30 protein-coding genes and 3 pseudogenes are annotated in these 23,370 nt (G+C 57.3%); 2 read left to right on the top strand and 31 right to left on the bottom strand.

Annotated elements, in window-relative coordinates:
* Positions 1 to 20 precede the first annotated feature (20 nt).
* A complete protein-coding gene (gene tnpB / locus J3P95_RS11035; protein WP_434577305.1) occupies positions 21 to 356 on the bottom strand; it encodes an IS66 family insertion sequence element accessory protein TnpB in 336 nt (111 codons plus the stop codon).
* Positions 353 to 685, bottom strand: coding sequence for an IS66-like element accessory protein TnpA (gene tnpA / locus J3P95_RS11030; RefSeq protein WP_434577307.1), 333 nt, complete (start codon positions 683 to 685; stop codon positions 353 to 355). Before tnpA ends, tnpB begins: the two co-directional genes overlap by 4 nt.
* Positions 686 to 748: 63 nt before the next feature.
* Here tnpA and J3P95_RS11025 point away from each other — a divergent pair.
* Positions 749 to 1,030: pseudogene (locus J3P95_RS11025) on the top strand (transposase domain-containing protein); the annotation flags it as partial.
* 259 nt (positions 1,031 to 1,289) lie between these two features.
* On the opposite strand, the gene J3P95_RS11020 reads toward J3P95_RS11025, so the two are convergent.
* Positions 1,290 to 2,003 carry an RES family NAD+ phosphorylase gene (locus J3P95_RS11020; RefSeq protein ID WP_434577309.1) on the bottom strand — a complete coding sequence of 238 codons (714 nt, stop codon included), beginning with the start codon at positions 2,001 to 2,003 and terminating at the stop codon, positions 1,290 to 1,292.
* Positions 1,996 to 2,667, bottom strand: coding sequence for a hypothetical protein (locus J3P95_RS11015; protein ID WP_434577311.1), 672 nt, complete (start codon positions 2,665 to 2,667; stop codon positions 1,996 to 1,998). Before J3P95_RS11015 ends, J3P95_RS11020 begins: the two co-directional genes overlap by 8 nt.
* A gap of 152 nt (positions 2,668 to 2,819) precedes the next feature.
* Between J3P95_RS11015 and J3P95_RS11010 the strand changes: the two are divergent.
* Positions 2,820 to 3,095 (top strand): annotated as a pseudogene (locus J3P95_RS11010) (AAA family ATPase); the annotation flags it as partial.
* 8 nt (positions 3,096 to 3,103) lie between these two features.
* Here J3P95_RS11010 and J3P95_RS11005 read toward each other — a convergent pair.
* The 27 genes and pseudogenes from J3P95_RS11005 to J3P95_RS10875 all read right to left on the bottom strand — a co-directional run bounded on the left by J3P95_RS11005 (position 3,104) and on the right by J3P95_RS10875 (position 23,355).
* Positions 3,104 to 3,811: a sigma-70 family RNA polymerase sigma factor gene (locus J3P95_RS11005; protein ID WP_434577312.1), complete on the bottom strand. Its 708-nt coding sequence runs from the start codon at positions 3,809 to 3,811 to the stop codon at positions 3,104 to 3,106.
* Between the two features lie 19 nt (positions 3,812 to 3,830).
* Positions 3,831 to 4,553 (bottom strand): flagellar type III secretion system pore protein FliP, encoded by a 723-nt coding sequence (gene fliP / locus J3P95_RS11000; protein WP_434577314.1) that lies wholly within the window; start codon positions 4,551 to 4,553, stop codon positions 3,831 to 3,833.
* Positions 4,554 to 4,563: 10 nt separating this feature from the next.
* Positions 4,564 to 4,908, bottom strand: coding sequence for a hypothetical protein (locus J3P95_RS10995; protein WP_434577316.1), 345 nt, complete (start codon positions 4,906 to 4,908; stop codon positions 4,564 to 4,566).
* Positions 4,905 to 5,210: a FliM/FliN family flagellar motor switch protein gene (locus J3P95_RS10990; protein WP_434577318.1), complete on the bottom strand. Its 306-nt coding sequence runs from the start codon at positions 5,208 to 5,210 to the stop codon at positions 4,905 to 4,907. The genes J3P95_RS10995 and J3P95_RS10990 overlap by 4 nt, the downstream gene beginning before the upstream one ends.
* 14 nt (positions 5,211 to 5,224) lie before the next feature.
* On the bottom strand, positions 5,225 to 5,962 hold the full coding sequence (locus J3P95_RS10985) for a FliM/FliN family flagellar motor C-terminal domain-containing protein (protein WP_434577320.1): 738 nt from the start codon (positions 5,960 to 5,962) through the stop codon (positions 5,225 to 5,227).
* 3 nt (positions 5,963 to 5,965) lie between these two features.
* A complete protein-coding gene (gene flgF / locus J3P95_RS10980) occupies positions 5,966 to 7,144 on the bottom strand; it encodes a flagellar basal-body rod protein FlgF (RefSeq protein ID WP_434577322.1) in 1,179 nt (392 codons plus the stop codon).
* On the bottom strand, positions 7,144 to 7,566 hold the full coding sequence (locus J3P95_RS10975; protein WP_434577323.1) for a flagellar hook assembly protein FlgD: 423 nt from the start codon (positions 7,564 to 7,566) through the stop codon (positions 7,144 to 7,146). The genes flgF and J3P95_RS10975 overlap by 1 nt, the downstream gene beginning before the upstream one ends.
* Positions 7,556 to 8,329, bottom strand: a complete 774-nt coding sequence (locus J3P95_RS10970; RefSeq protein WP_434577324.1) for a hypothetical protein — start codon at positions 8,327 to 8,329, stop codon at positions 7,556 to 7,558. Before J3P95_RS10970 ends, J3P95_RS10975 begins: the two co-directional genes overlap by 11 nt.
* On the bottom strand, positions 8,319 to 8,780 hold the full coding sequence (locus J3P95_RS10965; protein WP_434577325.1) for a hypothetical protein: 462 nt from the start codon (positions 8,778 to 8,780) through the stop codon (positions 8,319 to 8,321). The genes J3P95_RS10970 and J3P95_RS10965 overlap by 11 nt, the downstream gene beginning before the upstream one ends.
* Positions 8,770 to 10,089, bottom strand: coding sequence for a FliI/YscN family ATPase (locus J3P95_RS10960; protein WP_434577327.1), 1,320 nt, complete (start codon positions 10,087 to 10,089; stop codon positions 8,770 to 8,772). The genes J3P95_RS10965 and J3P95_RS10960 overlap by 11 nt, the downstream gene beginning before the upstream one ends.
* 10 nt (positions 10,090 to 10,099) lie before the next feature.
* Positions 10,100 to 10,828 carry a FliH/SctL family protein gene (locus J3P95_RS10955; RefSeq protein WP_434577329.1) on the bottom strand — a complete coding sequence of 243 codons (729 nt, stop codon included), beginning with the start codon at positions 10,826 to 10,828 and terminating at the stop codon, positions 10,100 to 10,102.
* Positions 10,815 to 11,264 (bottom strand): hypothetical protein, encoded by a 450-nt coding sequence (locus J3P95_RS10950; protein WP_434577331.1) that lies wholly within the window; start codon positions 11,262 to 11,264, stop codon positions 10,815 to 10,817. Before J3P95_RS10950 ends, J3P95_RS10955 begins: the two co-directional genes overlap by 14 nt.
* Before the next feature lie 4 nt (positions 11,265 to 11,268).
* Positions 11,269 to 12,639, bottom strand: coding sequence for a flagellar basal-body MS-ring/collar protein FliF (gene fliF, locus J3P95_RS10945; RefSeq protein WP_434577333.1), 1,371 nt, complete (start codon positions 12,637 to 12,639; stop codon positions 11,269 to 11,271).
* A gap of 3 nt (positions 12,640 to 12,642) precedes the next feature.
* Entirely contained in the window at positions 12,643 to 12,948 is a 306-nt protein-coding gene (gene fliE, locus J3P95_RS10940) for a flagellar hook-basal body complex protein FliE (protein WP_434577335.1), read from the bottom strand.
* 1 nt (position 12,949) lies between these two features.
* The gene (locus J3P95_RS10935; RefSeq protein ID WP_434577337.1) at positions 12,950 to 13,345 is read right to left on the bottom strand and encodes a flagellar basal body rod protein FlgC; all 396 of its coding nucleotides are present in this window, start codon (positions 13,343 to 13,345) and stop codon (positions 12,950 to 12,952) included.
* Between the two features lies 1 nt (position 13,346).
* Complete coding sequence (locus tag J3P95_RS10930) at positions 13,347 to 13,724, bottom strand: hypothetical protein (RefSeq protein WP_434577338.1); 378 nt, start codon at positions 13,722 to 13,724, stop codon at positions 13,347 to 13,349.
* A gap of 9 nt (positions 13,725 to 13,733) precedes the next feature.
* A complete protein-coding gene (locus J3P95_RS10925) occupies positions 13,734 to 14,843 on the bottom strand; it encodes a flagellar basal body P-ring protein FlgI (RefSeq protein WP_434577340.1) in 1,110 nt (369 codons plus the stop codon).
* Positions 14,840 to 15,418 (bottom strand): flagellar basal body L-ring protein FlgH, encoded by a 579-nt coding sequence (locus J3P95_RS10920; protein ID WP_434577342.1) that lies wholly within the window; start codon positions 15,416 to 15,418, stop codon positions 14,840 to 14,842. Before J3P95_RS10920 ends, J3P95_RS10925 begins: the two co-directional genes overlap by 4 nt.
* The gene (gene flgA, locus J3P95_RS10915) at positions 15,405 to 15,995 is read right to left on the bottom strand and encodes a flagellar basal body P-ring formation chaperone FlgA (protein ID WP_434577343.1); all 591 of its coding nucleotides are present in this window, start codon (positions 15,993 to 15,995) and stop codon (positions 15,405 to 15,407) included. The genes J3P95_RS10920 and flgA overlap by 14 nt, the downstream gene beginning before the upstream one ends.
* 115 nt (positions 15,996 to 16,110) lie before the next feature.
* Positions 16,111 to 16,884, bottom strand: a complete 774-nt coding sequence (locus J3P95_RS10910) for a flagellar hook-basal body protein (RefSeq protein WP_434577344.1) — start codon at positions 16,882 to 16,884, stop codon at positions 16,111 to 16,113.
* A 15-nt stretch (positions 16,885 to 16,899) separates the two neighbouring features.
* Positions 16,900 to 17,610, bottom strand: coding sequence for a flagellar hook-basal body protein (locus J3P95_RS10905; RefSeq protein WP_434577345.1), 711 nt, complete (start codon positions 17,608 to 17,610; stop codon positions 16,900 to 16,902).
* Positions 17,607 to 19,691 carry a flagellar biosynthesis protein FlhA gene (locus tag J3P95_RS10900; protein WP_434577347.1) on the bottom strand — a complete coding sequence of 695 codons (2,085 nt, stop codon included), beginning with the start codon at positions 19,689 to 19,691 and terminating at the stop codon, positions 17,607 to 17,609. The genes J3P95_RS10905 and J3P95_RS10900 overlap by 4 nt, the downstream gene beginning before the upstream one ends.
* Positions 19,688 to 20,761: an EscU/YscU/HrcU family type III secretion system export apparatus switch protein gene (locus tag J3P95_RS10895; protein WP_434577349.1), complete on the bottom strand. Its 1,074-nt coding sequence runs from the start codon at positions 20,759 to 20,761 to the stop codon at positions 19,688 to 19,690. Before J3P95_RS10895 ends, J3P95_RS10900 begins: the two co-directional genes overlap by 4 nt.
* Positions 20,758 to 21,468, bottom strand: coding sequence for a flagellar biosynthetic protein FliR (locus tag J3P95_RS10890; protein ID WP_434626674.1), 711 nt, complete (start codon positions 21,466 to 21,468; stop codon positions 20,758 to 20,760). The genes J3P95_RS10895 and J3P95_RS10890 overlap by 4 nt, the downstream gene beginning before the upstream one ends.
* Positions 21,469 to 21,523: 55 nt before the next feature.
* Positions 21,524 to 21,787 carry a flagellar biosynthetic protein FliQ gene (locus tag J3P95_RS10885; RefSeq protein WP_434577351.1) on the bottom strand — a complete coding sequence of 88 codons (264 nt, stop codon included), beginning with the start codon at positions 21,785 to 21,787 and terminating at the stop codon, positions 21,524 to 21,526.
* 298 nt (positions 21,788 to 22,085) lie between these two features.
* Positions 22,086 to 22,374 (bottom strand): annotated as a pseudogene (locus J3P95_RS10880) (DUF3077 domain-containing protein).
* Between the two features lie 564 nt (positions 22,375 to 22,938).
* Entirely contained in the window at positions 22,939 to 23,355 is a 417-nt protein-coding gene (locus J3P95_RS10875) for a hypothetical protein (protein WP_434577353.1), read from the bottom strand.
* Positions 23,356 to 23,370 lie beyond the last annotated feature (15 nt).

Here is a 23,370-nt window from a genome sequence, read left to right as displayed (position 1 = left end):
CGATAGGCTAATGGCAGCCGTTAAAGCAGTGTGATCGCACCGCCGGAGCCCGTGCGCTGCCATGGCAGGCCCAACACCAAGGCCTGAAGTTGCTCGGTATCCAACTCTATTTCAGCGCCATGGCGAATGCCTGGCCAGTGGAACTTACCTTGGTTCAACCGGCGAGCAGCCAGCCAGATGCCGAAGCCGTCATGCACCAGAACTTTCATCCAAGTGGCGCGGCGGTTGGCGAACAGATAAGCACAGTGCGGCTTCGCCGCACCGAACACCGCGATCACCCTGGCCAACGCAGTCTCGGTGCCGGCACGCATGTCCATGTGGTCGGTGGCGAGCCAGATGGAATCGATGCGGATCATCGCAGCAGGTCTCGAAGAAAGGTCGCGCAGGCAGCAGCACTTTCGGTTGGCCAGTTCACTTTGACGGTGCCGCGCGGGTGCTGGATTTCAACGCAGATATTCGATGCTGCTGCGTGCGAATTTTCTACGGCCCGCTGCATGGGTAACGGAATGAATGCAGGTTGCAACGCCGTGCTTTTCTGCGCTTGCACCCGAATCCATTTATGGACGAGGTTTGCGTTGAGGCTATGGCTGAGCGCGATGCTGGCAATTGAAGCGCCGGGCTGGGCACACTCTTGAATGACCTGGGCTTTGAAAGACTTTGAATAGGAACGGCGTTGTGGCTGCATGAAATACCCGCTTAAAAGGCTAGAACTGGTGCCCACTTAAATTTAAGTGCACACCATGTCCTGGCCTTGCGGGGCTGGGTAGATGACTTGGCCGGACGGATACCCATAGACAACAATCACATCGAAAATCAGATCCGGCCATGGGCGGTCGGACGCAAGAACTGGTTGTTTGCCGGGTCGTTACGCAGCGGCCAACGAGCGGCCGCGCTGATGAGTTTGATCCAATCGGCCAAACTCAACGGGCATGATGTGTATGCCTATCTGAAGGATGCTCTTACTCGCCTGCCGACGCAGCGGGCGAGTGAGATTGGGGAGTTGTTGCCGCATCGTTGGCAGCCGGCTTAATTGCGCAAGACGGGATGCCTGGACGCTTACCCAGATTTGACATGCATGCCTTGTAGACATGATCGACAGAAAACGATCATGTCCCAAAGCGTGGTGTAGCTCATCGTGGCACTCAAAACCTTTCGTTGAGAATACGGCATCGCGGACGTCGCCCGGCCTGCTGTTTGGGTCAGGTCGTCACGTCCTGCTCACAGCAGAGAATAAGCGTCGCCTGATTGCTGCCATCTCGGAAAACAATAAATCCAGAGGATCGATTCGGTCATTGACTCAGCTTTTCCCCGCGATGATGACGACCCCAATCCGGTCTGCCAGATCTAGCACCGTGTCGAACAAAGTCGAGTCTTCGGTCAGCCTGCGTGACGCCCCTGCGGATGAGCGCACCCTCAGGAATCCGGTCACCGAAGAGAACCACCGCACGTGCCGAATCATCTTGCCGTGACACCCAAGACAGCCCTTGCACATCCGGGTATTGACGGTGGATCGCCTCTGCCCATTTGCGCGTTGCGGGGTATTGATCCTTCTCAGTATCGATCAATTGCTTGCGAGTGACGCCCAATTTACGCAGTGGGACACTGGACAGATCAACCAGCTGCAGCGGCTGGCTAACCTGGACGACAGAGTGCACCTGCCCAGCTAGCTTACCTTTGTCAAAGCTCTTGAAACCAGCCGTGTGGGGAACGTCGTGAAAAATGGTTTCCATCAAGGCGCACTCGACTGTCGTGCCGCCATACAAGGTAGGAATCGCTCGATCCTGATCATCCTGGATCGGACTGAAGCGTGCATTGCCATACACACCGGGATTGAATTGATCCGGTTGATATTTATCCTGATGCACGCGAGGGAGCACGTCGCCTTTAGCAAGAACCGTGAGAGTCACGTGCAGCGTAGCCGCGGAAACCGGGGTGATGGACGCCGCCAAATCCGTGGCAGGTGCAGCCATACTCTTGCTGGACTCGGTACGCTGCTTAGCCATGAGCAATGCCCTGGATTTCATCCAGTGCGGCAGCAATCACTCGATCAGGCGCCGATGTCAGCAGGTCCTGGGGCCTTTTACCACCCAGGAAGCTGTTATCTGACCGGAACCAGTAAGCCAGACCCCAGCCGTCCTTGTGGCCACCGAAAGCCTCAATGACTTTGGCTAACGCCTTGAACGGCCGATAGCCCGCGTCCGGATCCAAGCCGTAACCCGGGAAATAGTCGACCCCACCATGATTGATAGCGAAGATCTGACCTTGCTTTTTCCACTTGTTGGGCTGGGCACTCGGGTTGCGGGTACTCAACTGGGCCACCTGCGCGATATCTGCGGAGGTCAACCAGTCACCGCTCTCCAGCACTGCTTTGCGGGCTTGTACCAGCATCGCCGCTTCCTTGAGCAGGCGAGGCGAAGGCGGCTTACGCGTCACAAACGCCTCGGCCAGGCGCTCCAGTGCCTTCGGGTCCTGACGCTCCTGTAGCACCTCATACATCGAGGAGGCCACATGGGCAAAGTTTTCCGCCAACGCTTCAAATACGCCGGGCTTGATACGATCGAAAGACACGACTAGCACTCGATCCGCATGTGAGCGGCTCAAGCTAGCCCGCGCCTCCTTGGGCGTACCCACTAAGGTGGAGACGCCCGACTGCTCTGTAACGCTCATGGAAAATTTCCTCACCAGTTATCTACGCTATCTAATCCTAGCATATCTTAGATAACCCTAGCTCTGACCTAACAATAAGCACTCTCTCAAAACAACTCTTCGTAGCAGCGCACTGGCAAATGGGCGCATTGAGCAAAACCTGCCCGTACCGTAATGCCCTACTCAATGCTGGCTACACCCGGGTCATCGCCTGGGATCCCGTGTCGGGTTTCCGGGTAGTCGACAAACCCGGTTCCGCCCCTGAAGCCGGCCAGACGTTGCTTCAGAAACTTGACCTGACTCCGGTAAATGGCGTAGCACCCGCAGGTATCGATCTGCTGGGCGCCACCCTGCCACGACTGGTGGGTCGTGCTGGCGAACCTATCGCGCTGATCATCGATTTCGCCTCACACCTGGTGGTTCGCAACGACTCCCTCAGCGCTGCTGAACAGACGAGCTACCATCTGCCCCCTGTCATCAATCTTTCATGGCTAGCCCGGATGTGCTTAAGCGCTTGGGCATGCAATTGTGAGATCCGTGATTTTGAAACTCCCATCAGCTCGCTTATCTCAGTGAAGCTCAAGTGCTGGTGGTAGTGGCCTTCGATGATCTGCCGCTCATTCGCGGATAGAAGCTTTACGCACTCATTGAGCGTGTCGCCTTCCCGCTCCGCTTCGTAGAGGTTCAGTGGGTTATTGTCCTTGGGTTCCTGGTCGATGATTCCCGATTCCAGGAATAGCCCGAACGCCAGGCCAATAGCGACGTTCGCCACCTGCTCCAGGTCGGACTCCAGTCGGCCGTCCTCCGCTCCGGATATGCTCTCCAACCGTTCCCGGTAGTAGCGACGTTGGTCGCTCACATAACACGACAATCCTTTGAGAACGTTGCCTTTTACGTAGGGTTCAGCATAGGACTGGAAACGCGTGTTCAATAACGGATTGAACCGATCGATCGCCTGCAACAGGCCTATCGATGCGAGGTTCACGTAGTCGCCCCACTCCGCAAGCGGATGTGGATATCGGGAATATAAAAGCCCAGTAATCATGCGCAACCATTGGCTGTAGAAGAAGAACAGCCGACTCCTGGCCGAGTCTGTTTTACTGTCCAGCCAGTCGCCCCACAAGGCATGCTCATGATTCCCTTCAGCTTGGGTTTCCGTCTCCATGGAAGGCTCCGCCAATGCCCTATCCGAGGTTGCGCATCAACGTCTGGGCAATTAATCCCCATCCGTCAATCAAGAGGAACAACATGATTTTCAACGGCAGGGAAATCGTGATGGGCGGCACCATGATCATTCCGAGAGACATCAGGATCGATGCCACTACCAGATCGATGATCAAAAAAGGCAGGAAGATCATAAAGCCGATCTGAAACGCGATTTTCAGCTCACTCAACATGAAGGCTGGTATCAGCTTTACCGGTGACAGTCCTTCCGGCCCCTGCGGCAGCGGGTCCTTGGCCAGCTCATAAATCAATCGCAGATCCTCTTCATGAGTCTGCCTGATCATGAAGTCACGAATCGGCACCCAACCTTGCAACGCCGCGCCCTCAAGCCCGACCTTATTGGCGAGGAAAGGCTTGATGCCCGAGTCATAGGCTTTTTCCAAGGTCGGTGCCATGGCGAATAGCGTCAGGAACATCGACAGCACGATCAACACGATATTCGGCGGCGTCTGTTGCAGGCCCAGCGCCTGCCGGGTCAATGACAAAACCACGATATTGCGCGTGAAGGTGGTCAGGGAAATGACCAGGAACGGCAAGAATGACAGAGCCGTCAACAGCACCACGACGCTGACCGGTGACTGGATCTGGTTGATGTACATGCCTCCCCAATCAGAGAAGTCATCCGCTGCTGTCGCGAGCGAAGCAAAGCCACTCAATGCAAGAAAAAGCCAGCGGCGAATCATATCGAACACTTCAAGATTGAGCATCCAATGCGGAAGCTGAAGAAGGTGAAGGCAACACGGTTACCGTGGCCCCGCTAGAAGACTCAGTAACCAAGACTTGCGATGTTTCGGTCTTGAGCAGATAGACCTTGGTCCTGGTCGACAGGCGCAAGGCGCGCACACACTGCAGTTGAGTCTGGCCGGGCAATGCGTCGGCTACTGAGGCATGGCGTCGCGCATACCAGCGCATCAAGAAATAAACCAGCGCCAACAGCAAGGCGGTAATCAGCATTACTTTGATCATCAGAACCAAAGACAATGGATCATCCTGCCGCAGCGCTAACCCAATAGGCTGGGGAACTGTTTCAGGCGTCACAATATTTCCGTCAACTGAATACCGAAATTATCGTCCACAGCGACCAAGTTGCCCCGAGCAACAGGCTTGCCATCCAGGCACAACGATGCCGGTTCATGGACCTGTTCCAATAGCTTTACGATGTCTCCGGACTTCAGGGCAAACAGCTCGTCGACGGTCATGGAGGCGTTGCCGATTTGGACCACCAGTTCAACAACTACATGTTTGATCAAATTCATGTCCCGCTTGATGAGCGGTGACAGATCGTCATTGGCCACGACTCTGGCTTCTTCCAGTTCTATTGCATCTACCGTTGCCGACACGCTTAAGCTCCTGATTATTTAATGGACTTCAATTGCACAGCCAGATGTTCGCGCTGTCTTGCCAGGTAACCTGCAGCCACGACAGTGCCTTGCGCCAGTTGTAACGAAACGGGCTCATTCAACAAGGCGCTGGACAATAAGGTATCGCCGGGATGCAGGTCTTTCATCTCACCAACGGAAAGGCTCACCAAGGGCAGACGCACGGACAGCTTCACACGGGCGTTACCTAGCGCGTGCTTGCGTTCGATCAGCTCCTTGGGCGGTATCGAAAGCTTAAGCGCAACATTGAGCAATGCCGCATCCAGCAATAAACCCACTACAGACTGGCCGACACGAAGTTGCAGCAATACTTGGGCGGCCAACGCATTTGGAGATGGCTGGGAGGGTTCGGCTTCGAGGAGAGAAACCGCAGTGAGCTTGAGTGCAGCAAGCACTGCATTGGTCAATGCCAATTGTGCGCTGCGAAGCAGATGGCCGGCCGTTTCGTCGTCCGGAACCTCACGGGTAAAAGGGCCAAAAAGAATGGACTGCCAATCTCCCGCTAGACGGATCGAACCATTGGCTGACGTCGCACGCTGCCAAACCAGCGAGGAAGACAATTCATCCGCATCGCCAAAGGCCGAACAACTCACCTCGCCGGCATGAAGCTCATCGCCGAAACACCACTGTTCCTGCCAATCCCGGATCACCGGAGGCAACAGCTCACAAGCCGTGCGCAGGCGAGTCGTACCAACGAATCCCAACGTCCTCATGGTTCAGCCCCCTCTCGTTCCGTTGTACAACTGTTCCAGCATTTCGTTGGAGACCGTCATGACTCTTGAACTGGCCTGGTAACCTCGTTGAATGATCAGAATGTCCCCGAACTCTTGCGCGAGATCCACGTTCGATAATTCCAAATAGCCGCCCTGGATTCGCCCGAACTGTTTTTCTCCCGCTCGACCAAACTGCGCTCGCATGGAGGAAGGCGAGTTATAAAGCGAATTGGCACCGGCGATCAGTGCGCTTTCATTGGCGAAATCCGCCAATGCAAGCTGACTCCCATCACGCTTCTCACCGTTGGCGTAGGTGAATTTGAGAATGCCTTTTTCGTCGAACGCGAAAGTGTTCAAACCGGCAATCGCACTACCATCGACCACCCGCGCGCCCAATGTGTGGCTCGGCCCACTGGCCACTTGCGAAGCGAGGTTGAAACTACCCGGCGTGCCGAAATCCAGCAGAATGTTTTGAGTCGCACCATTCGCAGTCAGAGGAACCGACAAGGTATTGAAACCTGAAACGGGCGTGCCATCGGCGCCGAACGCGATGGTTCCAGTCTGCAACTGCGCGCCACTTGAGTCCGACACAGTGACCTTCCAGCTATTGGCGGGTGTCGCTTGTGGCTCGAACTTGGCGCTCAGGGTATGGGTGGCCCCTGTCGCATCAAAAACCTGGATCGAGTTGATTTGGTAGGTCGAATCCGTAGTACCGCTACGAGCCAGTGCGCCGACCATTTCGACACGGGTGGTGGCTTTGGGCGGCAGGGTGCGCTGTCCCTGGATATTGATGTCTCGCAGGTTTCCTGCCGAGTCGATACCCGCCACCCGACGCTGGCTGATGGTGTCGACGAGGTAACCGTCCTTGTCGACCTGGAACTGTCCTGCTCGCGTGTAAGACAAAGCGCCCTGCTCATCACGCAGCACAAAATACCCGGCGCCATTGATGGCTACGTTGGTGTTGTTGCCCGTCTGGCGATTTTCGCCCGGTTTGATACGGACCTCCGTACCGGCAATTCCCGAACCAAAGCTTTGGCCGTCCTGTCCGTTGACCGCGCGGTAGAACGTATCGCTGCCCCTGTAGCCGGGCGTGTTCATGTTTGACACATTGTTGGAAACGTTATCCAACCCTTTGGCGAACGAAAACAGGCCACTCATTCCATTAAAGAAAGCTTGCAGCATCACGCCCCCTGTCTAACCAGTTTGATTTGGGACAAGCGCACGTCCGTCAGGACCGAGCCGTCGGATTGTTTGACGGACAACACCGGCCCGGTCGATGAAAATGCAATGGCGGTCACCGAACCAATTACCGTCCCACCGTTGGTGATGTTGACTTCCACTTGCCGCCCCAGCAGCCCCAACGACTGTGACGTGGCATTCATGGACACCAGGTTATTGGTGTTTTCGTTGGTAACCCGGGTTTGTTCCAGGTTCGCGAACTGCGCCATCTGCGCTAGAAACTCGCGGTTGTTGATCGGTTCCAAAGGGTCTTGGAACGTCAATTCCGTCAAGAACAACTTGATGAAATCTTCCTGCCCCAAACGACTCTGGGCCAACTCCGACGTAGTGGTACTCAACTCACTACCAATCGCTTCAACCGCCATTCTGCTCACCTTTGTAATCAATCGATGGGGACGATGCGCGCCAGACCTCTTCGCCATTCAGCCAAATTTGTTGCGGACGCTCAGGCATCGATGACGCCCGGCGAGACAGCTCACCTATCAACTCATCACGTTCTTCAGACGTGAGTTGATAGTCCCGAACCAACAACTCGAGCCCTTTGCCACGAGGCAGAAACTGAAAATGCCGGTCGGGCCATCTGCCGCCGAAATATCCCAGAAGCTGGCGGCTAACGGAGATATCCGTTTCCTGCTGCTCGATCCGAACAGGTTCTGCTACCTGCGCTCCGGGCGGGTTGATCAAGAACGCGCTGGGTAGAAGCGAAATCGCCGCGGCAATCGGCAAGGAATCCATAGTCGTTGAAGAACCGTATCCATGACCAACTGAAGCAACGCCGGATATGCCCTGCTCTTCCAGAAACATATCGGGAAGGAACGAAAGATGGCGCCCTGCATGTGCGCCCAATACATAAAGCTCCAGCGCACCTCCAGATTTGGAGGGTGATGTTTCGCTGGATTCCATCCGCAGCGTTCGGCCGGCCTCGGCCTGAAGAAACTCAGCGTTGAGCGATCGCTGTCCAGGCATGGCTGGTTCACCACTCTCGTGCGCCGGGCTTTTGTCCGACATCGTTGAACGGTCACGCAAGCCGATTTTGCGCTCGAAATCCCTGTCCTGCGTCTCGCGAACGGAAGTGCGTTGCTGATCGGCCACTGGGTTCCACAGCGAAGCCCCTATCTTAGTAGCCATACCCAACTCCCTGAGCGGCCTGCGCATCGAAAATGTCGATGGCTTCAACCTCTCGACTGTATTTATCAAGCTGTCGCTGTACTTGCTCCTTCGCTTTGCGGATCAAATCTTCATTCGTTCGACATTTGAGGAGTTGCTTCTTGGTTGACTCCACCAGGCGCAATGCTTCAGCGACGGGCTGGTATGCCGCCTCAAGGCGTTGATACGCGCAATGCTGCGCCAGTAGACGTTGTTCGTGCAGGGAAGGATCAAGCGCTACGCCAACGCGCCTCAAAGCCTCAAAGTTCGTCCGGAGGCTTTCGTAGCGAGCCCTCTCTTCGCTTAATACATTCTCGGCTCGCGCCAGCTCACGACAACGGTGGTTGTAGGCCAGCTCAGCTTTTTCCCGCTGCATGGCGCGCAGACGAGAGGCCGCATCCAGTTGCCTTGCCTTTCGCAACTCATTTTGCATCGCTCAATCCCTTCTCCAGCCGCTGGCATAACTGCAGAACGGTTCGCCAAACGCCTGAGGTCGCAAAATGTTCTTGGGGCGTTTGCTGTAGCAGCGCGTCGAATTGAGGCTTGAGCGCGATCATGCTGTCCAGCAGCGGCTGTGCCCCCTTCTCATAGGCGCCCAGCTCAATCAGGTCAACGCTGTTCTGGTAGGCGCCGAGTGCTGAGCGAAGACGCTCAACCTGGCCTTTTTGCTCTTGGGTGTACAACGCTCCAGCGAGCCGGCTGATACTGTGCAAAACGTCGATGGCCGGCCAATGCCCACGCGCAGCGACATGGCGGCTTAACACAATATGGCCGTCGAGGATGGCACGCATATGGTCAGCCACCGGCTCATTCATATCGTCACCCTCGACTAACACGGTATAGACGCCAGTGATAGAGCCCTGCCCGTTCAGCGCACCGGCGCGCTCCATCAGGGGCGGTAACAATGCAAATACCGAGGGTGTGTAGCCTCGACTGCCCATGGGCTCCCCCGTCGAGAGCCCGATCTCACGCTGCGCCAGTGCGAAACGGGTGATCGAGTCCATGATCAGCAGTACATGTTTGCCCTGGGCCCGAAACCACTCGGCGATAGTCGTGGCCGTGTAGGCGGCCTGGCGTCGCAGAACAGCCGGCTGTTCCGCCGCCGCGGCAATCACCACGGCCTTTTTCAGGCCTTCCGGCCCCAAGCTGTCGCGAATGAAGTCCCCTACCTCACGACCACGCTCACCGATCAGGGCAATGACGATGACATCAGCCTCTGCGTACTTGCTCATCATTCCTAGCAATGTACTTTTGCCCACGCCGCTGCCGGCAAAAATCCCAATTCTCTGGCCGCGCCCCAAGGGTGTAAAAACATCGACAGCTTTGACCCCTGTGTCCAGCGTGGTATTAATCGCAGAGCGGTGCAGCGGGTTGATCGGAGCCACGAAACGCGGCATTCGTTTCAGTCCTTCAGGAGCAGGCAAATCATCAAGTGGATTGCAGGTCGCGTCCAAGACACGCCCCAGCAAACCATCCCCCACCGGAACGGTATAAGCAGTCCCACGTGCGTGGACTTCACTGGCCAGGCACAGACCGTCCACCGGACCGTAAGGCATCAACAAGGTCGAGTCGCTGCGCAGGCCAACCACTTCGGCGGCGATGACATCGCCACCGCGCGCGGGATGGATATCCACCAACTCGCCAAGCCGGACGTCCAGGCCGGTCGCATGCAGCACCATGCCCTGGATCGAGCTAAGCCAACCGACACGTCGACAAAGGCGAGCCTGGGCCAGTTGCGCCAACAGCCGACTCTCAAGCCCCTGCCACACGGCCGGCTCCTTGCTCTGTCAACACTGACGCAACGCGGGCCAACTGTGATTGCACGCCAACCTCTAGCTGCCCGCCTTCAAAGTCGATCAAACAATTTCCCGGGGAGGCTTGCGGATCGACCACGAAGGCTTTCAACAATGCCTCATCCGGGGCCAGTCGCAGCAACGTTTCGAAGTCCGCTCGAGCAACGCGGATACGCAGCGGTTCGGCCAATTGGTACTCTTCGATCGCTTGCCTCGCCATGTCGGCGATTAACGATCGCGTATCGTCATGCTGCCCCAACATGCGCGTCACCACCGCCAGCGCGAGCCGTCCCAACGAGGGTTCCATGGTCGATACCAAGTGTTTCTGCTGCGCCCTCAACGCATCGACCAGTTGCGCAAGCTGGAGGCGCTCCGTTTCAAGCGCCGCACGCAAGGAAGCTTCCTTTTTCAGCCACTGCTGTTCTTGCTGGGCCAGGGCTTCAGTCAGCTGTGCCAGAGCTTGTTTACCGGCGTCCGCCAGACCTTGCGCCAGTCCTTTATCGCGGCTCTTGCGCTCTAATTCTGCGAGTTCTAATGCGAATGCCTCACGCAAGGTCGCCCTGATGTCCGGCTCATGCGTCTTATCCGCTCGGGCCTCCCCCTCAAGGCCTGGCAGACGTCGAGCTCCCAGATTCTGCGCAGGTTGACGCAACACCTTGGGCCGCACCGGTGGATTATTGCTGTTCATCGCCCGCCTCCAAATCCAGACGGGCTTTCAAACTTGCCATCAGGGCTGGCGGAAGTACTTGCTTGGTAAATTTGCCATCCCACCGACGAATGTCAGCACTGCTGGTCAAAGTACTCAACAATTCGCGGCGAACAGCAGGAGTTTCCAGCTGGAGCACCAAAGCGCTCCAGAACGGATGTGTCGCTTTTGAAAGTTGCGCTTTGAGCCGTGAATGGTCCGGCATCGCTCGGGTCGCAGGCGGTGCAACCGTCAGCTCGTTCATCATGGCGGCAACGATGGTGGGATCGCTCGTCAAACCCAGATCGTTTATCTCATCGAGCAGCTCTTCGACCTTGCGACGTTCGTCAGGCGTTAACCGAGCGAGAATCCAGGCACGGTCTTCGGTATGAGAACAAGCGAGGCGGATAGCCGCTTTACGAAGGGCGGAGAACTCCATGGCGTCAACGCCCCTCCAGCAGCCAACGGCGTAAATCCACGAGCAGTTGCTCGCGATCGACCGAAGACATACGTGGGGCGACAGGGACGGCTGTTGATTTACGGCGCCCTTTCGCAAAAAGCATTAATAAACCAACCAACAGGATGACCAGCAGTCCGACGCCTCCCCATTCCGTCCAAGGCAGGGCCCCTTCATCGTTGGCAAGCGCAGGCGGCTCCATATTCATCGCTGGATTCGACACCGGTGTCTCGACGACTGTTGTCTTTTCCTGCACAGGCATGTCCGGGATGTAGACCATCACCAGACGGTCGCCCCGTTTTGAATCCAGCCCCAACGCGGCTTCCAGAAGGGCCTGGATGTCCTTCATTTGGGCGTCCGACACCGGTGTGCTAAGCACTATGCCGACGGTGATACGCTCAATCTTGCCCGCCGCGTGTTCGGTTTCGGCCCGCGATTTGCCAACTTCATAATCGATTTCCCGATTGGATTGGGAGCGCTTGCTTGTCGATTCGCCGCTTGAATTCTCGGTGGACTCGGTACGTTTTTCTCGACGCAGCTTGTTCGCGAGCGGTTGCTCGCTGATTGATTTGACTCGGTCAAAATTCATCAAGACCCGCACGGAGACATCGACACCGCGATGGCCGAGGGGACGCGCCAATAATTCCTCTGCCTTGAGCTTGAGTGCCTGCTCGACCTGGGCCGTCAGTTGCAAATGCTCCGGCGCCGCCGATACGCCATCCGCCGCACTGAGCACTTGTCCGTTTTCATTGAGCACCGAGACACGTTCGAGCGTCATGCCCTCGACGGCCGACGACACCAATTGCTGTATGCCCCTGACCCGTTGAGGCAACAACTCGCCCGCGGAACGTAGACGAACGATCACCGACGCCTTGGGCGGCTCTTCAGCTTGTTGGTAAAGGCTGGTTTTCTTGAAGGTAAGATGGACACGAGCATACTCGACTTCCGACATGCTCATGATCGTACGGGCCAACTCACCTTCCATGGCCCGCTGGTAATTGATTTTCTGGCTGAACTCCGACATGCCGTAGTCAGCCTTGTCGAACAGCTCAAAACCGGTACCACCACGCGTCGGGATACCCGCTTCAGCCAGGTACATGCGCGCAGAAGCCGCATGATCGGCGAGGACCTCAATAGCACCCTGTTGCGTGTTGATCCGGTAAGGAACGTGGCGCTGGCTTAACGTCGCCAGAATCTGCGCTTGAGAGGCCTCGTCGGCGTTTTTGTACAACGCGACATAATGTGGCCGGATCACCCACCACGCCGATACCGCGAGCAATCCCACAATCAGCAAAGAGCCTGCCAGGAACACACGGGTACGACCCGCAAGGAACGAAGACACCGGTTGATTCTCCATGGATTAGATCTGCAGCCGGGTGAGTTCCTGGTAGGCATCTACCAGGCGATTGCGTACTTCCACTGCCAATTGCAGCGACAATTTCGCTTGCTCCATGGCCATGACCAGATCGTGAGGCGCGATGTTTTCGCCTACCGCATAGGCCTGCAGCAGCTCGCTGGCTTGCCCGGTTTGTGCGCTCAGTTGCGTGGCGCCGGATTTCAACAGCCCCACAAAATCGTTGCCCTGGGGGCCCATCGCCTGGTCAGCCATGGCAGACGCCGGGGAAAGGTCAGTGGTTAATGCAATAGGCGCAATGGCGGCGGTCATATCACTTTCCAATTTCAAAGGCTTTGAGCGTCATTTCGCGCAAGCTGTTGTAAGAGCGAATATTGGCTTCATAGGCGCGGGTCGCCGATACCAACGTGGCCATTTCCCTGGCGGCTTCGATGTTCGGGTAATGCACCATGCCGTTCTGGTCGGCCATGGGGTGGGACGGTTCATGAACCAGACGGCTGTCGCTACGCGATTGTGCTTGGATAATGGATTGTCGCAGTCCCACTTGGCCGGCAAAGCTGGTTGGGGGCGACACGCTGAGTAACGGTGAACGCTCGCCCGGTCCTATGGCCACGTTGGCAATCGCCAGGTTGTAGCTTGCGACTTCTACCCGTGAACGCTCATAAGCCATGCTGCCACGAACGATCTCGCTGATATTGTCTAACGGCATCTCAGCGCCCTCCCCGGATAGCCAATTGCATCAATGCGAACTGGCGCGATACGCCATCCGCCAATGCCTGATAGCGACCGCTCGCAGCCGACATCTGCGCAACTTCACCGTCCAATGCCAATGGCGAGACCGGCGTATAGCTTTGCAGGTAGGGCGTCAACTCACTGTCCTGCAGCGAACGCAATGCCTGGCCGAACAGCTCAGGGTCATTGTGCAAACCGCGCAGAGCGGCCATGGGTTCGTAGCCGTTGAGACGCATGGCCTTGGCCCCCGGAACGTTTGCCATGGCGATGTTGTGCGCGGCAACCTTCGCCCGCAACTGTTCCAGGCTCATGGCGAAACGAACGGTTTCTACTGCCAGATTCATATCGGCTGACATCAAACTTCCCTATTGAACAATGAGTTCGGCGTGCAAAGCGCCCGCCTGCTTGATGGCTTGCAGCACGGTGATGACTTCCCGCGTACTCAATCGAACCTGATTAAGGGCTTTCACCAGATCCCCAACGGTCGCGCCTTCAGCCAGCTTCACCGGGCCATGCTCTTCTTCGTTGACGGTCAGTTCGGTATCGGGCACGACCACCGTACCGACGCTCGGCCCGGTTCGCGCAACCCAGGACGGCTGCGATACCTGGAACTTGGTGCTGATCACCACGCTCAGTGAGCCCTGGGAAATACTCACCTCGCCCAATCGGACATTGGCGCCCGCCACCACCGTGCCGGTGCGTTCGTTGACCACCACCCGAGCGGCATAATCCGGCGCTACCGAAACGTTCTGTACCCGTGAAATCAACCGAGGCACGGTCATGCCGGCGGTCACGGGCACCTCTACTTTGGCGGCATGCACGACACGCACACCGGGCACGCCCAACTCGCGACTCAAGGCATCGGCGATACGTTGCGCGGTGGTGTAGTCCGGCTCATTGAGAATCAACACCAGGTTTTTCGAAACCTCATCGTTTTCCGAAAAGGCCGAACGCTCGACGCTGGCGCCCCGAGGGATGCGCCCGACGGTTGGATGGTTCTTCTGCACGGAATTCTGGTTGGCCTCGAAGACGTAGCCACCCACCGACATCGGTCCTTGGGCCAGGGCGTAGAGTTTTTCGTCCGGGCCGTACAGGGGGGTCATCAACAAGGTGCCCCCCAGCAGGCTGCGGGCATCGCCCAGGGAAGAAACCTCGACGTCCAGCTTGTCCCCCGACTCGCTGAATGAGCGCAGGTTTCCGGTGACCATCACCGCCGCCGTGTTGCGGGTATTGAGGTCTCCATCGGCGACGTTCACGTTGAAGTTCTTCAGGGTATTGACCAACGATTGGCGAGTGGCCCGATTGCGATCGGTATCGCCGGTGCCGGCCAAACCCACCACCAAGCCGTAGCCAATGATGGAATAGTCCCGCACGCCTTGAATGCGCGTCAGCTCCTTGATCCGCACGTCAGCCAGCGTCGGCTGTAGCCAAAGGACGAGCAGCAGGCCCGAGAGCAGTCGAACAAGCATTTTCATAAGATTCGCAGCCACTTGAGCACCCGGAAAATGATGTTCTGCTTCTGCGCGTCGGTCACCACACCATCACCGACGATGTCGATTTGCGCGTCCGCCAGGCGATAGGAAAGCACCGTGTTGTTGTAGGCGATGTCATCGGGTCGAACCAGACCGGTGATCCGCACCTGCTGCTTCTCATCATTGACCGTTACCCGTTGCTCGCCGCTGACGCGCAACAAGCCCTCGGGCAGTTGTTCAATGATCCGTACCGAAACGTTGGTACGAATCTGTCCGCTGCGGTTGGTCTGGCCATTGCCGCTGGTATCGCCTCGCAAGCCCACGCTCGCCTGATGGTTATTACCGTCCAGCCCCGTGCGCGCGGAAATATCGGTATTGCTGTCGGCTCCGGTACCGGCCGCGCTTTGGGCCGTCGTCGATTCAACCACCAGGACCGTCAGGGTGTCGCCCAGGTGATAGCCACGACGGTCACCGGTCAGGGAACGATAACCATCGGGGTTGATCAGGCTTTGGGCGCAAGCCATTCCGGGCAGCAACAGCATGACAAGCCATGCCGTGCGGGCTTCACTTCTCCACATGAACCTCTCCTTTACCAGCGACCACCGCCAGCAGGCTCGACTCGGCGCCTTCCAGCATCACGGGGACGCGCTCTCCCAGCACACCCGGGCGCAGCGCCTTGCCCTCCGTGCGCAACATCAATCCGGGACCGAAGACCACCACGGTCACCGGAGCATCGCGATGGACCAGAGGCTCGGCCTTGAGATGACGCTTAAGCACCGGCATACCGGCATTGACCGATTGATTCAGCCAATGCCCCGATATCTCCTCAGGTAGGTCGCTTGGTGACAGTTGCGCCGCTGCCAAGTCGACCCTTTCCAGCCGGGGTTGAACATCAGACAAGACCTGATCGGCGCGTCCGTTACGGCCATAGACCCATGCGTCTTTCCAGGCCTGGACTTTGAACCATACCGTCACCACGCTGGGTCGATCATGGCCGCACACCGTGCCACTGAAGGCCACTGGCACCCGACTGCGTATGCCCTGGCTCGATACCTTGATCTGCGGATGTCCCATAACAGGCAGATCACCAATAGGCGAGAGCTGGAGCTCAACCCCTGGCGTCGCCAACTGCGCCTTGAGAAGTTGGGTGGCCATCGTCAAGGCGTGACTTGCCGCTGCAGCATCGCAGCCGACACCAGGCGCCGCGTGAACGTAGCCTGCACATGCCAGCCACAGCCCACATCCGACCCACTTGAAAATCGTCATCGGGTTAACGGCGCAGGTTATTGATGGTTTCCAGAATCTGATCGCTGGCTTGCAGCAATCGCGCATTCATCTGATAGGCACGTTGTGCCAACACCAACCCGCTCATCTCGTCGATCAGATTGACGTTGGACATCTCGACATAGCCTTGCAGCAACACACCCTGACCGTCTCGACCCGGCTCGGCATAAATGGCTTCGCCACTGGCCTGGGTCGGCCGATAGAGGCCATCACTGAGTTTGGACAACGCTTCGGCACTGGCGAACTTGGCCAGTTGTACCTGGCCGACGGTGATGATTTCACCGGTCTCGGTGATGGTCGCCTGAACCTCGCCGTTCTGCTTGATCACCAGGTTGCGGGCGTCTGGCGGTACGCGCAGATCGGCCGTCAACGTCTGCCCATCCGGCATCGCCAGTTGCCCTTCACTGTCGAGATGGAAACGTCCCGCGCGGGTGTACGCCAACTCGCCCGTCGGCAACGCCACTTCGAAGAAGCCATCACCCTGGATGGCCAAGTCCAATGCGTTGCCGCTTTCGCGGATAGTGCCCGGGCTAAAGACCTGGCTCGGCTGCGACGCCTGGATGCCCGCACCCGTCAGCAAGCTCTCGGTCGAGCCTCCGCCATCGTCACGTGTGCCGACCTCACGGACCATGTCATGAAAGTCCACCTGACTGCGCTTGTAGCCAATGGTCTGCATGTTCGCGACGTTGTTCGAAATGCTATCGATCCATGCCTGGTTCGCGGTCAGCCCGGAGCTGGCAATACTTAACGAGTCAATCACAAACACATTCCTTGATCAGTTCTTGCCAATTTGGTTGATACCGCTGTTGAGCATGCTGTCGTAGGCCGACAGCGCTCGCTGCATGGTCTCGACATGCCGCGACACTTCCATCATTTTCACCATGTCGGTGCCCATGGCCGCATTGGAGCGCTCCAATAACCCCTGGTGAACCACGAAGTTCTTGGCTGGGGTGATCGCGGTGCCGGCCGCGTACAGGCCATCCCCAACGGCGAGCATTTGCTGAGGATTGTCGGCGCGGACAATGCTCAGGTGGCCAATCGGTCGATCATCGACACTGACTTCTCCCGCTGCATCGATTTTGAGCACCCCATCCGCCACCTGCAGAGGACCGTCATCCGCCAATACCGGATAACCCGCCTTGCTCACCAGATAACCGGCCTTATCGACTTGGAATCGTCCATCGCGACTTAACAACACGCCGCCCGGCGTTTTCATCGCAAACCAAGCGTCCCCCGACAGCGCGAGATCTGCGACACGCCCGGTGTGTTGCAGTGCTCCGCCGTCGGTGCTGATCCACGTCTGCGCCTGGATGTCATCGAGTCCGCCTGCAACGCCAGGCCCGGCCACCTGCGGCGCCATTACGTTGAAAGTGCGCTCGGCCTTGTAGCCATAAGTGTTAGCATTGGCGACGTTCTGTGAAACGGCTTTCAAGTTATCGACATCACGCTGGATGACCCCAGCCAGTTGCATGATCAGATCGCTCATGGAGACTCCAGACTGGGGAAACCGGGCAGCTCAATCATGCCCGCCGAGGTGACGCGGGCGTGCTGCCCCACTTCATTGACCGACAGCACCGCCATGTGCGGCACGGCTCGCGACATGAAGGCCCGCAAGACCCGTCGCAACGGCGCCGCACATAGCAGCACCGGTTGTTTGTTGCCACTGAGTTGCCGCTCTGCTTCACGGGCGACGGTGGTCACAAAACGCTCCAGTTCCTGGGCCGGCAGCAATGCCGATTGCAGGCCTTCGCGCGGACGCGAGGCGGCCAGCATGTAGCCTTCCAGTTGCGGTGCGATCGTCAACACGTTGAGCTCGCCATTTTTATCCACCAGACGCTCGTACAGGGCCGCGCCCAGGCGCTCGCGCACCCGCTCGACGAGGTCTTCGGCGCTCTTGTTGCTACGCCCGGCATCCACCAGCACTTCGAGAATGGTCTCGAGATTGCGGATGGACACCTGCTCGCGCAGCAACAGTTGCAGCACTCGCTGGATGTCCGAGTAGCTAAGGACCTGAGGCACCAGTTCATCCACCAGGCTGCCCAGGCCCGCACGTTTCTTCTCGATCAACCGCTCGGTCTCGGCACGGGTCAGAAACTCCGGCGCATAGCGGCGGGCCAGTTCGGACAAATGGGTCAGCAACACGGTGTCAGGCTCGACCAGGGTGTAGCCCGCCGTGCGCGCCTGGGCCCGTTGCGCCACTTCGATCCAGAGCGCCTTGAGCCCGTAGGTAGGTTCCTTGGTGGCGCGCCCTTCGAGCACCAGCGTTGCGCCACCGGGGTTGATCGCCAGTAACTTGTCGAACTCCAACTCGCCTGCCGCAATCACCGCGCCCTGTACACAGACCTGGTAGGTGCCGTTGGCCAACTTCTTGTCGGCGTGCACAGTGAGCGAGGGCAAGGCAAAGCCATAATCCTTGGCAAACTGCTTGCGCAGGTTTTCGATGCGCAGGCTCAAGGTACTTGTGGCTGCCAGGACGTGCGCCGCGAGGTCGGCACTCAAACGCAGTTCAAACGCATCAGTATTCATCAACGCGTAGACGTCGCCGAATTCGCTGTCTTGCCCGGTTAGCAAGTCCTGTTGCGAGCCTTCGTCTGCGCTGACCTTGCCCCGCAACTTGCGGTAGGAAAACCACGCCGCCGCGGCAAACGCGCAAAACAGCATCATCAGCGGAATCAAGGGCAGCCCTGGCATCATCGCTAGAAACAGCGTGACCAGCGCCACCACCACCAGGGTCTTGGGATAAGCCGACACCTGTCGCCCCAGCTCCGGCCCCAGTCGCGCATCGGTCGCCGCGCGGGTGATGATGATCCCCGCCGCCACGGCAATAATCAGCGACGGAATCTGCGTCACGATGCCATCGCCCACCGTCAGCAACGTGTAGTGATGCAACGCATCGCCCCAGCTCTGGCCCTTTTGCAAGATGCCCACCGAGAGGCCGCCGATGATGTTGATCGCGATGATCACAATGCCTGCAATCGCATCGCCCTTGACGAACTTGGACGCGCCATCCATCGCCCCGTAGAAGTTCGACTCACGCTCCAACTGGCTGCGTCGACGCTTGGCTTCTTCCTGGTCGATGATGCCCATGTTCAGGTCAGCGTCGATGCTCATCTGTTTACCCGGCAAGGAGTCCAGGGTAAAACGCGCAGCCACCTCGGCCACGCGCTGGGCACCGCTGGTGACCACCACGTATTGCACCACCACCAGGATCAGGAAGATCACAAAGCCGATCACGTAGTTGCCGCCCACGACGTGGGTACCCACGGCAGCGATGACCAGTCCCGCATCGCCATCGGTCAAGATCAGCCGCGTCGCGGAGATATTCAGGGCCAGGCGAAACAATGTGGTCATCAGCAACAGCGAAGGAAAAGTCGAAAAGCTCAACGGTTTGTCGATGTCGAAGGTCACCAGCAACACCAGCAACGCGACGGCAAAGTTGGTCAGTAGCAGCAAGTCCAGCAGCCAAGTGGGAATCGGCGTGAACAACACCAGCAAAATACCGATGACCGCCACGGCCAGTAGCAAATCGCTGCCCTCGGAAAGCATGCGCGACAACAGTGGCTTCATGGCGTGAGCACCTTATTGCCTGGCAGTGCGATGACCCAGCGATAGATACGTGCCACGTCGGCCTGGCTCGAATCCGGAATCGCTGAATCGACCCGCGCCAGGGCATGCAGTGCCCGCGCCAAGGGTGGACGGCGCAGAATAGGGACTTGATGCTTCCTGGCTACATGGCAAATGCGCAGGGCATGAAGACCGCGTCCCATGGCCAGCACCTTGGGCGCGAGCATACTGGACGGCCGGTATTGCAAAGCCACCGCGTAATGGGTCGGGTTGGTGATGATGACATCGGCATCCTTGACCTGGCCCAACGCTGCGGCTTTTTTCAGCAGCGCCTGCTGGATACCTTTGCGCTTGGAGCGAACTTCAGGATCGCCTTCGCGGCGCCGATGTTCGTCCTTCGTTTCCCGACGGCTCATGCGCATCTGCCGCCCGAACTCGCGCCGCGAATACCAGATATCGAACAGCGCGGCCGCCGCCATCACCGCCAGAACCGTAAAGCCCAACTGCATCAATAACTGCTTGCCGGCCTGAGGCAATTCCAGGGGCGATATCGTCGCCATGCCCAACAACTGCGGCATCACACTTTGGAACAGGTAATACAAGACCAACGAGAACAACGCGCCCTTGACCAGCACCTTGATCAACTCGACGAACATGCGTCGCGAAAAGAGTTTCTTGAGGCCCTGGATCGGATGGAGCCGCTTGAAATCAGGCTTCAACGCCGTCATTGAAAACACTGGGCCGCTGAACAGCAGGTTCGTCAGGATCGCCATCAGCACCAACGCGCCAATCAACGGCAACAACCCGTACACCACCTGCCGCAGGCTGTAGCCGCCCTGCTCCCCCAGGTAACCAAAGCCTTGCCCCATTTGCCCGGCGTTGCCCAGCCACCAGTGGGTGTGAGCGGCGATGACACTTGCCAAGGGATAAGCAATGGCCGAAAAAACCATCAGGAACGTCAACAACATGATGAAGGACAACAGATCGGGACTGCGCGGTACCTGCCCTTTCTTACGGGCTTCTTCGAGTTTGTAGGGCGTTGCTTCTTCGCTCTTGTCCTGCTGATCGCTCATTGAACACCTGCTGGTGACAGGGCAAACCGCAAGGCGTTTTCAATCAGCAGCGGCAAGCGCTGGACGATCATCGGCAAGGTCAGGATAAAAATAAACATGCCTATGCCCAACTTGAGGGGCAAGGACAGGAAATAGACATTGGCCTGGGGCATTGAGCGGGACAAGAACGCAAAGGCAACATCGACCAGCCACAAGCCGAGTATTACGGGAACAACAATCATGAACGCCAGCAAAAACTGTTGCGTCATGACCGTCGCCAGAGGCACGGACAACGTCGTCAGCGACACACTACCGGGCGGAACCGCCACCAACAGTTGAGCGAAAACCCTGAACAAATCGTGATGCAGATTGAGCACGAGAAACAACGCGGCCAAAGACCAGGCCAATAAATCGGCCGTCAAGCCGGTCATATTGGAAGTGCCCGGATCGAACACTCCAGCTGCGTTCAAGCCGATTTGAGTGTCGATCAACTTGCCAGCCATATCGACACCGGCATGGGCAGCATGAAAACCGAACGCCATTAGCACACCCAACAGCAACTCGCCCAACACCACCGGCAGCGTGAAGACCGGCGCATGAGCGAGCGTCATGCTGCCGACCAACACGGCGGACAACGCCAGTGCCAAGATCAACCGGACGGTCAACGGAATGCGCGAAAAAAACAGGATCGGCGAAACCACCACTAGCGGAATCAACCTGACCGACACGAGAAGCGCATTGAGGAAGAAGGACGTCAGCACACACTCACACCAAAAAACGCGGCTAGAAGCTAGCGGCCTGAGTTAATGCACTGAGTGCGAATTGTTTGAGGACCGTCAACATCCAGCCACCAAAGACCAGTAACATGGCCACCGTCACGATCAGCTTGGGGATGAAGGTCAGGGTCATTTCTTGGATTTGGGTGGCGACTTGAAGGATGCTGACCAGAAGCCCGACGATCAGGATGGCAAGCAGCAACGGAGCGGCAACCATCGCGGCGGTCAGCAGCGCTTCCTTGAGCGCGTAAAGCATGAAGTCCTGCGTCATCCATAACCCCAACTGAGCTAGATCCCTAGATTCCTAAGGTGCGCTTTGGGCGCGCCATAACATGAATGGCAGATAGCCATGATTTTGCCATGATAGCGATATAGTGCCAGTGGATGCAACAGGATGTTACGTGACAGGGATGAATGGTGGCGGGAGGGGCTTGGATCTCGAGGGAGCCCCCGGAGGGGAACCGGGGACAGGTCACGACTTGAGTTCCTGTAATCGGTCCTCCCCATAATCGTGGCCTGCCCTTTTTTCCCGTTCCGACGAATCGAATGTTCGCTGTCTCGGTACGTCGTTAGCTAGTGGAGTGTTTTGATTCCTCAGGTGTAACCGTCATGACTTTTACTAGATCATCAATCACTGCTTTGCTCATCTCTATTAAATAATGAGCGGCCCAGGCATGGCGATCCGTTTTCCTTTCGAAGGTTGCGTCCTCTGCAAGTCGATAGGCGAGATGCAAGAGATCTGACACTTGTTGCAACGCTTCATTTAACGGAACACCGCCGTTTAACCCGAACAGCGGACGGTCGGAGCAATAGTGGAATGGGTTTAGCCGATAGTTTTGCTGCTGCTTGTTCGGTCATTTTGCTATCTCCATGGACTGGATGCAGCGGGACCGCGATACAAAGCTGCGGAGCAGATAAGGCGGTTTCTTGATCTATCGATATGCATTCGAATAGCTGCCGCATCCATTACCAGGCGAATGGGTGGCAGCTGTGCGCAGGTTGGTAAACCGGGAATCAAGGAAACCGGCACGTCAGAAGACGTCCCACGCACAGCTGCTATAAAACAAAATCACAGGCCTGAAAGCCCGCAATCCTGTCTGTGCACCGTTACGCCTTATTCACCCGGGTTACCAAGCCCGGTCGCTGAATGTGCAGCGACATCCAGAGCGTAACGCGACAGAAAACCTCCGGCGAGAGACTTGGGGTCAGAATAGTGCTTTTGGAGGGATTTTCAGAAGTTTCCTACGCGAGGACCCAATGCTCGGATGAAGCAAGGCTCGGGGAAACGGCGGCCCTTCGGGGCCTGCCAGGCGTTTTCTCCAATTGAGCTTTGAAAGCGCTGGGAAAGCTACTTGCGCTCGACGCATCACTCGGTAAGGGTCACTCCGGCTCTGTCCACGCTTCTCCTTCGTCCTTCTTTCCTTAAGTTTCTACCTGAGCACCCATAACTAAAAAACTCAATCTAAGCTGAAACTGCCCAGGCAGATCCATATTTTTAGCATAGTAACCATGATTAACATCTAACACCCAGATCACACCATTAGATGCCCTCACCCGTAGAGAAAAAGCAAGGACCACAGAAAACTGTTTCACTATTGTTTGTGTACTTGATGTTTCTTTAAGCACCTTAGTCTCAAAGTCAGGCTGCGACTTGAGATGCGCTGATAAAAGCTGAGAACCCCGATCCTGAGTATATAACTCTTCCTCCAAATCAGAAATAATAAACTGTCTAAAGTCGCGCCCCCTCCTTAGCCACTCCATCATGTGAGCACTTTGATCCAGCTGCTCGAAACCAAGCAGTTCTATTTGGCTTGGTGTTTTTCTTGAACCAACAAACATTGCGACCCCCTCAGC

It is taken from the genome of Pseudomonas sp. Z5-35 (assembly GCF_051131945.1).
GTDB lineage: Bacteria > Pseudomonadota > Gammaproteobacteria > Pseudomonadales > Pseudomonadaceae > Aquipseudomonas > Aquipseudomonas marvdashtae.
The sequence above is the reverse complement of the archived record's forward strand: the minus strand, read 5'-3'. Positions and strand labels throughout refer to the sequence as shown.

Coding starts and splice junctions, on each gene's coding strand:
- flgF (WP_434577322.1), bottom strand. CDS start 7,144: ATGCTGCAAGCTTTCTTTAATGGAATGAGTGGCCTGTTTTCGTTCGCC.
- J3P95_RS10925 (WP_434577340.1), bottom strand. CDS start 14,843: ATGAAAATGCTTGTTCGACTGCTCTCGGGCCTGCTGCTCGTCCTTTGG.
- J3P95_RS10965 (WP_434577325.1), bottom strand. CDS start 8,780: ATGCAAAATGAGTTGCGAAAGGCAAGGCAACTGGATGCGGCCTCTCGT.
- fliP (WP_434577314.1), bottom strand. CDS start 4,553: ATGATTCGCCGCTGGCTTTTTCTTGCATTGAGTGGCTTTGCTTCGCTC.
- J3P95_RS11005 (WP_434577312.1), bottom strand. CDS start 3,811: ATGGAGACGGAAACCCAAGCTGAAGGGAATCATGAGCATGCCTTGTGG.
- tnpA (WP_434577307.1), bottom strand. CDS start 685: ATGCAGCCACAACGCCGTTCCTATTCAAAGTCTTTCAAAGCCCAGGTC.
- J3P95_RS10935 (WP_434577337.1), bottom strand. CDS start 13,345: ATGCCGTTAGACAATATCAGCGAGATCGTTCGTGGCAGCATGGCTTAT.
- J3P95_RS10970 (WP_434577324.1), bottom strand. CDS start 8,329: ATGGCTACTAAGATAGGGGCTTCGCTGTGGAACCCAGTGGCCGATCAG.
- J3P95_RS10920 (WP_434577342.1), bottom strand. CDS start 15,418: ATGTGGAGAAGTGAAGCCCGCACGGCATGGCTTGTCATGCTGTTGCTG.
- tnpB (WP_434577305.1), bottom strand. CDS start 356: ATGATCCGCATCGATTCCATCTGGCTCGCCACCGACCACATGGACATG.
- J3P95_RS10875 (WP_434577353.1), bottom strand. CDS start 23,355: ATGTTTGTTGGTTCAAGAAAAACACCAAGCCAAATAGAACTGCTTGGT.
- J3P95_RS10975 (WP_434577323.1), bottom strand. CDS start 7,566: ATGGCGGTTGAAGCGATTGGTAGTGAGTTGAGTACCACTACGTCGGAG.
- J3P95_RS11015 (WP_434577311.1), bottom strand. CDS start 2,667: ATGAGCGTTACAGAGCAGTCGGGCGTCTCCACCTTAGTGGGTACGCCC.
- J3P95_RS10905 (WP_434577345.1), bottom strand. CDS start 17,610: ATGAGCGATCTGATCATGCAACTGGCTGGGGTCATCCAGCGTGATGTC.
- fliF (WP_434577333.1), bottom strand. CDS start 12,639: ATGGAGAATCAACCGGTGTCTTCGTTCCTTGCGGGTCGTACCCGTGTG.
- J3P95_RS10955 (WP_434577329.1), bottom strand. CDS start 10,828: ATGAACAGCAATAATCCACCGGTGCGGCCCAAGGTGTTGCGTCAACCT.
- J3P95_RS10950 (WP_434577331.1), bottom strand. CDS start 11,264: ATGGAGTTCTCCGCCCTTCGTAAAGCGGCTATCCGCCTCGCTTGTTCT.
- flgA (WP_434577343.1), bottom strand. CDS start 15,995: ATGGCCACCCAACTTCTCAAGGCGCAGTTGGCGACGCCAGGGGTTGAG.
- J3P95_RS10895 (WP_434577349.1), bottom strand. CDS start 20,761: ATGAGCGATCAGCAGGACAAGAGCGAAGAAGCAACGCCCTACAAACTC.
- J3P95_RS10885 (WP_434577351.1), bottom strand. CDS start 21,787: ATGACGCAGGACTTCATGCTTTACGCGCTCAAGGAAGCGCTGCTGACC.
- J3P95_RS10900 (WP_434577347.1), bottom strand. CDS start 19,691: ATGAAGCCACTGTTGTCGCGCATGCTTTCCGAGGGCAGCGATTTGCTA.
- J3P95_RS11020 (WP_434577309.1), bottom strand. CDS start 2,003: ATGGCTAAGCAGCGTACCGAGTCCAGCAAGAGTATGGCTGCACCTGCC.
- J3P95_RS10930 (WP_434577338.1), bottom strand. CDS start 13,724: ATGTCAGCCGATATGAATCTGGCAGTAGAAACCGTTCGTTTCGCCATG.
- fliE (WP_434577335.1), bottom strand. CDS start 12,948: ATGACCGCCGCCATTGCGCCTATTGCATTAACCACTGACCTTTCCCCG.
- J3P95_RS10985 (WP_434577320.1), bottom strand. CDS start 5,962: ATGAGGACGTTGGGATTCGTTGGTACGACTCGCCTGCGCACGGCTTGT.